The 11,293-nt window shown below is 70.8% G+C and carries 10 protein-coding genes; 5 read left to right on the top strand and 5 right to left on the bottom strand.

Annotation, left to right across the window (positions count from 1 at the left end; genetic code table 11):
• Window positions 1-38: 38 nt before the first annotated feature.
• Window positions 39-986: a heme o synthase gene (locus ACFU7Y_RS29450; protein WP_224275294.1), complete on the bottom strand. Its 948-nt coding sequence runs from the start codon at window positions 984-986 to the stop codon at window positions 39-41.
• A 475-nt stretch (window positions 987-1,461) separates the two neighbouring features.
• On the opposite strand from ACFU7Y_RS29450, the gene tkt reads away from it, so the two are divergent.
• From tkt to pgl, 5 genes are all read left to right on the top strand, one after another.
• Window positions 1,462-3,561, top strand: a complete 2,100-nt coding sequence (gene tkt / locus ACFU7Y_RS29445; protein ID WP_224275296.1) for a transketolase — start codon at window positions 1,462-1,464, stop codon at window positions 3,559-3,561.
• A 90-nt stretch (window positions 3,562-3,651) separates the two neighbouring features.
• A complete protein-coding gene (tal, locus tag ACFU7Y_RS29440; protein ID WP_380770216.1) occupies window positions 3,652-4,794 on the top strand; it encodes a transaldolase in 1,143 nt (380 codons plus the stop codon).
• Between the two features lie 61 nt (window positions 4,795-4,855).
• Complete coding sequence (gene zwf / locus ACFU7Y_RS29435) at window positions 4,856-6,412, top strand: glucose-6-phosphate dehydrogenase (RefSeq protein ID WP_224275359.1); 1,557 nt, start codon at window positions 4,856-4,858, stop codon at window positions 6,410-6,412.
• A complete protein-coding gene (gene opcA, locus ACFU7Y_RS29430; protein WP_224275300.1) occupies window positions 6,409-7,509 on the top strand; it encodes a glucose-6-phosphate dehydrogenase assembly protein OpcA in 1,101 nt (366 codons plus the stop codon). Before zwf ends, opcA begins: the two co-directional genes overlap by 4 nt.
• Window positions 7,506-8,294, top strand: coding sequence for a 6-phosphogluconolactonase (pgl, locus tag ACFU7Y_RS29425; RefSeq protein WP_224275302.1), 789 nt, complete (start codon window positions 7,506-7,508; stop codon window positions 8,292-8,294). Before opcA ends, pgl begins: the two co-directional genes overlap by 4 nt.
• A 65-nt stretch (window positions 8,295-8,359) precedes the next feature.
• Here the strand turns inward: pgl and ACFU7Y_RS29420 are convergent, their stop codons facing one another.
• The 4 genes from ACFU7Y_RS29420 to ACFU7Y_RS29405 form a co-directional block, all read right to left on the bottom strand.
• Window positions 8,360-8,647: an RNA polymerase-binding protein RbpA gene (locus ACFU7Y_RS29420; RefSeq protein WP_223245297.1), complete on the bottom strand. Its 288-nt coding sequence runs from the start codon at window positions 8,645-8,647 to the stop codon at window positions 8,360-8,362.
• A 205-nt stretch (window positions 8,648-8,852) separates the two neighbouring features.
• The gene (gene secG, locus ACFU7Y_RS29415; RefSeq protein WP_224275305.1) at window positions 8,853-9,089 is read right to left on the bottom strand and encodes a preprotein translocase subunit SecG; all 237 of its coding nucleotides are present in this window, start codon (window positions 9,087-9,089) and stop codon (window positions 8,853-8,855) included.
• A gap of 87 nt (window positions 9,090-9,176) precedes the next feature.
• The gene (tpiA, locus tag ACFU7Y_RS29410) at window positions 9,177-9,962 is read right to left on the bottom strand and encodes a triose-phosphate isomerase (protein ID WP_224275307.1); all 786 of its coding nucleotides are present in this window, start codon (window positions 9,960-9,962) and stop codon (window positions 9,177-9,179) included.
• A gap of 6 nt (window positions 9,963-9,968) precedes the next feature.
• On the bottom strand, window positions 9,969-11,180 hold the full coding sequence (locus ACFU7Y_RS29405) for a phosphoglycerate kinase (protein ID WP_224275310.1): 1,212 nt from the start codon (window positions 11,178-11,180) through the stop codon (window positions 9,969-9,971).
• Between the last annotated feature and the right edge of the window lie 113 nt (window positions 11,181-11,293).

Genomic DNA, 11,293 nt, shown 5'->3' with positions numbered 1-11,293 from the left:
CAGCACCAGGACCGGGGCTCCTCGCCGTCGAACAAGCCCTACTTCACGAACGGGTCGATCGCGCAGACCACCATCAGCAGCGACAGGTAGGTGATCGACCAGTGGAACAGCCGCATCTCCTTGAGCTTCGCGCCCACGACCCCGGCCTTGGCCCGCCCGTACAGCGCGTGCGCCTCGCGCAGCCAGGCCGCGCCCAGCAGCACCGCGACGACCGGGTACAGCCAGCTCATGTGTCCCAGCGGCCAGAGCGCCAGGGAGACCGCCACCATCACCCAGGAGTAGATGACGACCTGCTTGCCGACCGCCACGTTGCCCTTGATCACCGGCAGCATCGGCACGCCGGCCCGCTGGTAGTCGTCGCGGACCTTCATCGACAGCACCCAGGTGTGCGGCGGCGTCCAGAAGAACACCACCAGGAACAGCACCACCGCGGCCCAGGACACCGAGTTGGTCACCGAGGACCAGCCGACCAGCACCGGCATGCAGCCGGCGATGCCGCCCCAGACGATGTTCTGCGAGGTGCGCCGCTTGAGCCCCAGCGTGTAGACGAACACGTAGAACAGCAGCGCGCCCAGCGCCAGCCAGGCGGACAGCCAGTTGACCCCGAAGCCCAGCAGCAGGGTCGAGACGACCGCCAGCACGATGCCGAAGACCAGCGCCTCGCGCGGCGACACCATTCCGGTGACGATCGGCCGCCGCTCGGTGCGCGACATCACCGCGTCGATGTCGCGGTCGATGTACATGTTGAGGGCGTTGGCGCCGCCCGCCGAGAGGTAGCCGCCGACGACGACCTTCAGCACCAGCAGCATGTCCGGCACGCCCTGCTGGGCCAGGAACATCACCGGCACGGTGCTCATCAGCAGCAGCTCGATGATCCGCGGCTTGGTCAGTGCGACGAACGCGCCGACACGGGCCCCGAACGGCCGGTGCGCAGGAGTCGCCCCGGTGACCCCGGCGGGACGGGTTTCGACGGCGGTCACTAACACCCCAACTGAAGATGAATCTTCGCAGGCGTCCACAGGAACGAAGGGTCCCGAATAGTCCGCTCTGCGCGTACCACGACACCATAGACGCTCCATATATCGCATCCGGCTCCGGGGTCCCCTGGCGAGGCGGAACGCACACCCCCGGGTGAACCGCCCGGAGAACCGCCCGGTGAGGCCCCCGGACGCCCCCGGCGCGGTTCCGTTCGCCCGTCCTGACCACCGGAGCTGCGCACGGCCCCGAATCGGGAGAGCCTGGGACAAATCGCCCAGGACGCCCTTGTGGGAATCACCCCGCGGAATTGCCGGTTGTCTCAGCACGGAGGGTGAGGCGCGGCCCGGACGGTAGGCTCGCACGCAGAAGCGGGATCTACCCTCCGTGACCGGCACCACCCAGCGTCGGGACCACAGCGCCGTGGCCGACCCGGTCCCCAATTCACGGGGTCACTCTTCACAACGGAAGGAGCCCTGAGACAGGGTGAGCACTGCGCCGACGAACGCATTCGAGTGGACCGATCTGGATGAGCGCACGGTTGACACTGCGCGCGTCCTGGCCATGGACGCCGTCCAGAAGGTCGGCAACGGACACCCCGGGACGGCCATGTCGCTGGCCCCGGCCGCATACCTGATCTTCCAGCGGTTCCTGCGCCACGACCCGACCGACCCGTCCTGGGTGGGGCGCGACCGATTCGTCCTCTCCCCCGGGCACACCAGCCTGACTCTCTACACCCAGCTCTACTTCTCCGGCTACGGCCTGGAGCTGGACGACCTCAAGGCGTTCCGCGTCGCCGGCAGCCGCACGCCCGGCCACCCCGAGCACGGCCACACCGCCGGCGTGGAGACCACCACCGGTCCGCTCGGCCAGGGCATCGCCAACGCGGTCGGCATGGCGATGGCCACCCGCTACGAGCGCGGCCTGTTCGACCCGGACGCCCCGGCCGGCGAGTCCCCCTTCGACCACACCATCTGGGCCATCGTCTCCGACGGCGACCTGGAGGAGGGCATCTCCGCCGAGGCCTCGTCGCTGGCCGGCCACCAGAAGTTGGGCAACCTGGTCGCCCTCTACGACGACAACCACATCTCGATCGAGGGCGACACCGAGACCGCCTTCTCCGAGGACGTCCTCAAGCGCTACGAGGCGTACGGCTGGCACGTCCAGCGGGTGACCCCGAAGTCCAACGGCGACATCGACGTGGCCGCCCTCGCCGAGGCGCTGGCCGCGGCCAAGGCCGAGACCTCCCGCCCGTCGATCATCGCGATGCGCACCATCATCGCCTGGCCGGCCCCGGACGCCCAGAACACCGCCAAGGCGCACGGCTCCGCGCTCGGCACCGCCGAGATCGCCGCCACCAAGAAGGTCCTGGGCTTCGACCCGGAGAAGACCTTCGAGGTCAGCGACCAGGTCATCGAGCACGCCCGCCAGGTCATCAAGCGCGGCAAGGCCGCCCGCGACCAGTGGCAGCAGTCCTTCGACGCCTGGCGCGCCGCCAACCCGCACCGCGCCGCCGAGTTCGACCGCATCGAGGCCGGCGAGCTGCCCGAGGGCTGGAAGAAGGCCGTCCCCACCTTCCCGGCCGGCAAGGACGTCGCCACCCGCAAGGCCTCCGGCGACACCCTCAAGGCGATCGGCGCGGTGATCCCGGAGCTGTGGGGCGGCTCGGCCGACCTCGCCGAGTCCAACCTCACCACCATCGACGAGGACAGCTCCTTCCTCCCCGAGGGCAACCCGCTGAAGACCGCCGGCCCGTACGGCCGGACGATCCACTTCGGCATCCGCGAGCACGCCATGGGCTCGACCATGAACGGCATCGCCCTGCACGGGAAGACCCGTGTCTACGGCGGCACCTTCCTGGTCTTCGCCGACTACATGCGCCCGGCCGTCCGCCTGGCCGCGCTGATGAAGCTGCCGGTCACCTACGTCTGGACGCACGACTCGATCGGCCTCGGCGAGGACGGCCCGACCCACCAGCCGGTCGAGCACCTGGCCTCGCTGCGCGCCATCCCGGGCCTGGCCATGGTCCGCCCGGCCGACGCCAACGAGACCGCCGTCGCCTGGCGCACCATCGTCGAGCGCCAGACCAGCCACCCCGGCCCGGTCGGCCTGGCCCTCACCCGCCAGGGCGTCCCGACCTTCGACCGCGAGGTCTTCGGCTCCGCCGAGGGCACCGCGAAGGGCGGCTACATCCTGGCCGAGGCCTCCACCGGCGACCCGCAGGTGATCCTGCTCGGCACCGGCTCCGAGGTCCAGCTGGCCGTCAAGGCCCGCGAGGCGCTGGAGGCCGAGGGCATCGCCACCCGCGTGGTCTCGGTGCCGTCCTTCGAGTGGTTCCAGGAGCAGGACCAGGCCTACCGCGACAGCGTGCTGCCGCCGTCGGTCAAGGCCCGGGTCTCGGTCGAGGCCGGCATCGCCCAGGGCTGGCGCGAGCTGGTCGGCGACCACGGCCGGATCGTCTCGCTGGAGCACTTCGGCGCCTCCGCCGACTACAAGGTGCTCTTCGAGGAGTTCGGCATCACCGCCGAGCGCGTGGTGGCCGAGGCCCACAACGCCCTGCGCTCCCTTGAGGCCGTCAACCGCTAGCGCCACCCGGCCGGGGCCGCCGACCGCACATCGGCGCCCCGGCCCCTCTGACTACCCCACGAAGCAGAAGAACAAAGGGACTGAAGCACCATGACTGACGCACTGAAGCGCCTCAGCGACGAAGGCGTTGCGATCTGGCTGGACGACCTCAGCCGCAAGCGGCTGAACTCCGGCAACCTGGCCGAACTGGTGCAGAACAAGCACGTGGTGGGCGTCACCACCAACCCGACCATCTTCCAGAAGGCCATCGCCGGCGCCGGCGACGACTCCTACGACGGCCAGCTGCGCGACCTCGCCGTCCGCAAGGTCACCACCGACGAGGCGATCCGCATGATCACCACCTCGGACGTGCGCGACGCGGCCGACGTGCTGCGCCCGGTCTACGACGCCTCCAACGGCCGCGACGGCCGGGTCTCCATCGAGGTCGACCCGCGCCTGGCGCACGAGACCGCCACCACCGTGGCCGAGGCCAAGCAGCTGTGGTGGCTGGTCGACCGTCCGAACGTCTTCATCAAGATCCCCGCCACCAAGGCCGGCCTGCCCGCGATCAGCGAGGTCATCGGCAAGGGCATCAGCGTCAACGTCACGCTGATCTTCTCGCTGGAGCGCTACAAGGCCGTCATCGACGCCTACCTGACCGGCCTGGAGGCCGCCAAGGCCAAGGGCCTGGACCTCTCCCAGATCGAGTCGGTCGCCTCCTTCTTCGTCTCCCGCGTGGACACCGAGATCGACAAGCGCCTGGACAAGATCGGCGGCGACGCCAGGGACCTGCGCTCCAAGGCCGCGCTGGCCAACGCCCGCCTCGCCTACCAGGCGTACGAGGAGGTCTTCGGCAGCGTCGACGGCAAGACCGCCGGCAACGCCCGTTGGCTCTCCCTGGAGGCCGCCGGCGCCAAGCCGCAGCGCCCGCTGTGGGCCTCCACCGGCGTCAAGGACCCGGCCCTGCCGGACACCCTGTACGTCACCGAGCTGGTCGCCCCCGGCACCGTGAACACGATGCCCGAGGCCACCCTGGACGCCACCGCCGACCACGGCCGGGTCACCGGCAACACCATCGTCCCCAACTACGCTGACGCCAAGGCCGTGCTGGACGCGATCGCCGCCGCCGGCGTGGACTACGACGACGTCGTCCAGCTCCTGGAGGACGAGGGCGTCGAGAAGTTCGAGCAGTCCTGGAAGGAACTGCTCGACACCGTCACCGCCTCGCTCGCCTCCTTCGCCAACGAGAAGTGACCCCTGCTCACAGCCAGTGCACGAAAGCGGAGCCCATCAAGTGAGCACTGATTTCCCCGAGTTGACTCCAGAATCGGACGCGGGCGATCTCCCGCCCTCCCCCGTCAACCCGCTTCGCGACCCCTCCGACCGACGGCTCCCGCGCATCGCGGGGCCGTCCGGCCTGGTCATCTTCGGGGTCACCGGAGACCTGTCCCGCAAGAAGCTGATGCCGGCCATCTACGACCTGGCCAACCGCGGTCTGCTTCCGCCGGGCTTCTCCCTCGTCGGCTTCGCCCGCCGGGAGTGGGACGACGAGGACTTCGCCAAGGAGGTCCACGACGCCGTCCGGGACCACGCCCGCACCCCGTTCCGGGAGGAGGTCTGGCAGCAGCTCGCCAAGGGCATGCGGTTCGTCCACGGAACGTTCGACGACGACGAGGCCTTCGACAAGCTGCGCGAGACCATCGAGGAGCTGGACCAGGCCCAGGGCACGAGCGGCAACTTCGCCTTCTACCTGTCCGTCCCGCCGAAGTTCTTCCCGACCGTCGTCCAGCAGCTCAAGAAGCACGGCCTGGCCGACCCGCCCCAGGGCTCCTGGCGCCGCGCGGTCATCGAGAAGCCCTTCGGCCACGACCTGGAGAGCGCGCAGGAGCTCAACAAGGTCGTCCACGAGGTCTTCCCCCGGGACGAGGTCTTCCGGATCGACCACTACCTGGGCAAGGAGACGGTCCAGAACATCCTGGCGCTGCGCTTCGCCAACCAGATGTTCGAGCCGATCTGGAACCGGTCGTACGTCGACCACGTGCAGATCACCATGGCCGAGGACATCGGCATCGGCGGCCGGGCCGGGTACTACGACGGCATCGGCTCCGCCCGTGACGTGATCCAGAACCACCTGCTCCAGCTGATGGCGCTCACCGCCATCGAGGAGCCCGCCTCCTTCCACCCGAAGGCACTGGTGGCCGAGAAGCTCAAGGTGCTCAGCGCCGTCAAGCTCCCGGCCGACCTCGGCCGGCACACCGTGCGCGGCCAGTACGCCGCCGGCTGGCAGGGCGGCGAGGAGGTCCTCGGCTACCTGGACGAGGACGGGATCGACCCCGACTCCAAGACCGACACCTACGCGGCCATCAAGCTGGAGATCAACAACCGCCGCTGGGCGGGTGTCCCGTTCTACCTGCGCACCGGCAAGCGTCTGGGCCGCCGGGTCACCGAGATCGCGGTCGTCTTCCAGCGCGCCCCGTACCTGCCCTTCGACTCCTACGCGACCGAGGAGCTGGGGCAGAACGCCCTGGTCATCCGGGTCCAGCCGGACGAGGGCGTGACGGTGCGGTTCGGCTCCAAGGTGCCGGGCACCTCCTTCGAGGTCCGGGACGTCACGATGGACTTCGCCTACGGCGAGTCCTTCACCGAGTCGAGCCCGGAGGCGTACGAGCGGCTCATCCTCGACGTGCTGCTCGGCGACGCCAACCTGTTCCCGCGCCACCAGGAGGTCGAGCTCTCCTGGCAGATCCTCGACCCGATCGAGAAGTACTGGGACACCCACGGCAAGCCCGCCCAGTACGCGGCGGGGACCTGGGGCCCCGTCGAGGCGGACGAGATGCTCGCACGAGACGGCAGGAGCTGGCGCCGGCCATGAAGATCGACCTCACCAAAACGACGTCCAGCAAGATCAACGCCGCGCTGATGGAGGCGCGCCGGGCCAGCGGCTCCACCGCCGCCGGCATGGTGCTCACCCTGGTGATCGTGACCGACGAGGGCAGCGCCTACGACGCCCTCAAGGCCGCCAACGACGCCTCCCGCGAGCACCCGATGCGTACCCTCGCGGTCATCAAGCGCGCCGGGCGCTCGCCCCGGGCCCGCGCCGAGACCCGGTTGGACGCCGAGATCCTGGTCGGCTCGGACGCCGGCTCCGGCGAAACGGCCGTCCTGCGGATGCACGGCGAACTCGCCTCGCACGCCCAGTCGGTGGTCCTTCCGCTGCTGCTGCCGGACGCCCCGACCGTCGTCTGGTGGCCGGACAACGCGCCGCTGCACCCGGCACAGGACCCGCTGGGCTCGCTCGCCCAGCGCCGGATCACCGACGCCGTCACCGCCGAGTCCCCGGTCGGCCAGCTCGCCCAGCGCTCCCAGAGCTACGCCCCGGGCGACACCGACCTGGCCTGGACCCGGATCACCGGCTGGCGCTCGATGCTGGCCGCCGCGCTGGACCAGCGGCCGTCCACCATCGTCTCCGCGGTGGTCGAGGGCGAGTCCTACAACCCCAGCGTCGAGCTGCTCGGCCTCTGGCTGACCAACCGGCTGCAGGTGCCGGTCGAGCGGGTCGTCACCGGCGGCCCCGGCATCACCGCGGTGCACCTGCGCACCAAGGACGGGGACATCACCCTGGACCGCCCGGACGGCCTGATGGGCACGCTGTCCATGCCCGGCTCGCCGGACCGCCAGGTGGCGCTCAAGCGGCGTGAGACCTCGGAGCTGATCGCCGAGGAGCTGCGCCGCCTGGACCCGGACGACATCTACGCGACGGCCGTGCGCACGCCCGTCGACCAGCTGCACGAGCCGGCCAACGCCGAGACCGCGGCGGCCGAGAAGGTCGCCCGGGAGGTCGCCGAGGAGGCCGTCGAGGAGGCCGCCGAGGCCGCCGTGGCCAACCCGGACCGGGTGACCGCCGAATCGTCGGAGAAGAAGCCCGCCAGGAAGGCCGCCGGCAAGCGCACCACCAAGGAAGGCGCATGACCAACGCGACCCCGCAGCTGGTCGTCCACCGGGACAAGGAGCTGATGGCCCAGGCGGCCGCAGCCCGGCTGATCACCCGGATCGTGGACGCCCAGGCCGCCCGCGGCAGTGCCTCGGTGGTGCTCACCGGCGGTCGCAACGGCAACGCCCTGCTGGCCGCGATCGCCGCCTCCCCGGCGCGCGACGCGGTCGACTGGGGCCGGCTGGACCTCTGGTGGGGCGACGAGCGCTTCCTGCCCGCCGCCGACCCGGAGCGCAACGCGGTCCAGGCCCGGGCCGAGCTGCTGGACGCCGTCCCGCTCGACCCGGCGCGGGTGCACGAGATGCCCGCCTCGGACGGGGTGGACGGCTCGGACGTGGAGGCCGCCGCCGCCCGCTACGCGCAGGAACTGGCGAAGGCCGCCGGGCCGGGCGACCGGCTCGGCGTCCCGGCCTTCGACGTGCTGCTGCTCGGCGTCGGCCCGGACACCCACATCGCCTCGCTCTTCCCCGAGCACCCGGGCGTGCGGGAGACCGAGCTGACCGTGATCGGCGTGCGCGGGGCCCCCAAGCCCCCGCCGACCCGGATCTCGCTCACCCTCCCGGCGATCCGGGAGGCCCGCGAGGTCTGGCTGCTGGCCGCCGGCGAGGACAAGGCGGGCGCGGTCGCGCTGGCCCTGTCCGGCCCCGGCGAGATCCAGGCGCCCGCCTCCGGCGCGTACGGCCGCAGCCGCACCCTGATGCTGCTGGACCGCGCCGCCGCGGAGCGGATCCCGCCGCAGCTCTACCCGCCGGCCTCCGCGTAACCGGCCCCGGCAACGCCGAAGGGCGCCACCGTCACTCGACGGTGGCGCCCTTCGTGCCGTTCTGCTCAGATCTCGCCGCGGAGCTTCGCCAGCGCCTCGGCCAGGATCGCCTCGCCGTCGGCGTCGGTGCGCCGCTCGCGGACGTAGGCGAGGTGGGTCTTGTACGGCTCGTTGCGCGAGGGCGCCGGCGGGTTGTGCTGGTCCTGCCCGGCCGGGAAGCCGCAACGCGGGCAGTCCCACGTCTCCGGGATCGCCGCCTCGGCGGCGAAGCTGGGACGGGTCTCGTGCTTGTTCGCGCACCAGAAGGAGATCCGGTTGCGCGGGGCGGACTCGCCGCGCTCCGCCTCGCCCATCGGGCCGGCCCCGACCCTGCTGCCACGGATGGCATTGCCACTTGCCACGGTCTGACTCCCTGCGTACTGGTGCGCCGACCCGCCGCGGTGCGCGTCGGTGGCGAAAGTCGTCCTAGTGTAAGCAGGAGCTAAGCATCCGCCACCATCGCCTCCGCACCCGACCGTCCCAGGATAGGCGCTCGGGCGACGGGGCGTCAGGGATACGTCAGCTCTGGTACTTCAGCACCAGGCCGAGGATCACGATGCACACGAACCAGCCCAGGCCGACCACGATCGTGATGCGGTCCAGGTTGCGCTCGGCCACCGCCGAACCGCCGCCGGTGGACATCGCGCCACCGCCGAACATGTCGGACAGGCCGCCGCCCTTCCCCTTGTGCAGCAGCACCAGCAGGATCATCAGCAGACTGAAGATGATCAGGGCAATCGAGAACCCGAGAACCACGACGGGACCAACTCTCTCGTATCTTCGGCGAAGGGGCCGGGCCGCGTACGGCGGTCCGGCCCCAAAGCCTACGTTGCTGCGGCGGCGTTAGCCTACTGCCTGCTCACGGTAGCGCACGATCTTGACGAACTCGTCGGCGTCCAGCGAGGCACCGCCGACCAGGCCGCCGTCGATGTCCGGCTTGGCCATCAGACCGGCCGCGCTCGACGACTTCACCGAACCGCCGTACAGCACCCGGACCTTGCCGGCCAGCTCGGCGTCGTACAGCTCGGCGATCCGCGCGCGGATGGCGGCGCAGACCTCCTGGGCGTCCTCCGGGGTGGCCACCTCGCCGGTGCCGATCGCCCAGACCGGCTCGTAGGCGATCACGACCGACTCGGCCTGGTGGGCCGGAACGTCGGCCAGGCCGCCGTCCAGCTGGGCCAGGGTGTACTCGACGTGGGTGCCGGCCTTGCGGATCTCCAGCGGCTCGCCGACGCACAGGATCGGGGTGATCCCGGCGCGGTAGGCGGCCTTCACCTTGGCGTTGACGATCTCCTCGTTCTCGCCGTGGTACTGGCGGCGCTCGGAGTGGCCGATCACCGCGTAGGTGCACTTGAGCTTGGCCAGCATCGGGCCGGAGACCTCACCGGTGTAGGCCCCGCCGTCGTGCTGCGAGATGTCCTGCGAGCCGTACTTGATCTTCAGCTTGTCGCCGTCGACCAGGGTCTGCACCGAGCGCAGGTCGGTGAACGGCACCAGGACGGCGACCTCGACGGCCTCGTAGTCCTTGTCGGCCAGCGCGAAGGCCAGCTTCTGGGTGTGCTGGATGGCCTCAAGGTGGTTGAGGTTCATCTTCCAGTTGCCCGCCATCAGCGGGAGACGGTCGGTCATGTGCTTTCAGTCCTCCAGAGCGGCGAGACCGGGAAGGGTCTTGCCCTCCAGGTACTCGAGGCTGGCGCCGCCGCCGGTCGAGATGTGTCCGAAGGCGTTCTCGTCGAAGCCCAGGATGCGGACGGCCGCGGCGGAGTCGCCGCCGCCGACCACGGTGAACGCGTTGCTGTCGAGCAGGGCCTGGGCGACGGCCTTGGTGCCGTTCGCGTAGTCCGGGTGCTCGAAGACGCCCATCGGGCCGTTCCAGAACACCGTGCCCGCGTCGGCCAGCTTGGCCGCGTACAGCTCACGGGTCTTCGGGCCGATGTCCAGGCCCTCCTGGTCGGCCGGGATGGCGTCCGCGGCGACGGTCGAGGGGTTCGCCGGAGCCTTGGTCTTGAGGTCCGGGAAGTCGGCGGAGACCAGGACGTCCACCGGCAGCACGAACTCGACGCCGCGCTGCTCGGCCTCGGCCAGGTAGCCGAGCACGGTCGGGATCTGGTCCTCCTGCAGCAGCGAGATGCCGACCTCGTGGCCCTTGGCCTTGAGGAAGGTGTACGCCATGCCGCCGCCGATCAGGATCCGGTCGGCCTTCTTCAGCAGGTTGTCGATCACGCCGAGCTTGTCGGAGACCTTGGCGCCGCCGAGCACCACCACGTACGGGCGGGCGACGTCCTCGGTGAGCCTCTTCAGCACGCCGACCTCGGTGGCGATCAGGTCGCCCGCGGCGTGCGGCAGCAGGGCCGGCAGGTCGAAGACCGACGCGTGCTTGCGGTGCACGGCGCCGAAGCCGTCGCCCACGTACAGGTCGGCCAGCGCGGCCAGCTGCTCGGCGAAGGCCTTGCGCTCGGCGTCGTCCTTGCTGGTCTCGCCGGCGTTGAAGCGCAGGTTCTCCAGCAGCGCGACCTCGCCGTCGCCCAGCCCGGCCACGACGGCCTCGGCACTGTCACCGACGGTGTCGGTGGCGAAGGCGACGGCCCGGCCGAGGATCTCGCCGAGGCGCTCGGCCGCCGGGGCGAGCGAGAACTTCGGGTCCGGCGCGCCCTTGGGACGGCCGAGGTGCGAGGCCACGACGACCTTCGCGCCGGCCGCGGCCAGCTTGGCGATGGTCGGCGCGACGGCGCGGATCCGGCCGTCGTCGGTGATCGTGACGCCGTCCAGCGGCACGTTCAGGTCGGCGCGTACGAAGACGCGCTTGCCTTCGACACCGGCTTCGATGAGCTCTTCGATGGTCTTCACGGGGATTCGGTTTCTCCTGGGGAGATGGTTGATGCGCAGTGAGGCGGCACGGCGCAGGGGCCGCCTGAGAAGTCCTTGAGCGCGGAACGAGGGCCCGGTCGGCACCGTACGCC

The organism is Kitasatospora sp. NPDC057542 (assembly GCF_042801945.1).
GTDB lineage: Bacteria > Actinomycetota > Actinomycetes > Streptomycetales > Streptomycetaceae > Kitasatospora.
Note: the sequence above shows the minus strand (reverse complement) of the source record. Positions and strands in the feature narration are given on the sequence as shown.

Coding starts and splice junctions, on each gene's coding strand:
- tal (WP_380770216.1), top strand. CDS start 3,652: ATGACTGACGCACTGAAGCGCCTCAGCGACGAAGGCGTTGCGATCTGG.
- opcA (WP_224275300.1), top strand. CDS start 6,409: ATGAAGATCGACCTCACCAAAACGACGTCCAGCAAGATCAACGCCGCG.
- pgl (WP_224275302.1), top strand. CDS start 7,506: ATGACCAACGCGACCCCGCAGCTGGTCGTCCACCGGGACAAGGAGCTG.
- ACFU7Y_RS29420 (WP_223245297.1), bottom strand. CDS start 8,647: ATGGGCGAGGCGGAGCGCGGCGAGTCCGCCCCGCGCAACCGGATCTCC.
- tpiA (WP_224275307.1), bottom strand. CDS start 9,962: ATGACCGACCGTCTCCCGCTGATGGCGGGCAACTGGAAGATGAACCTC.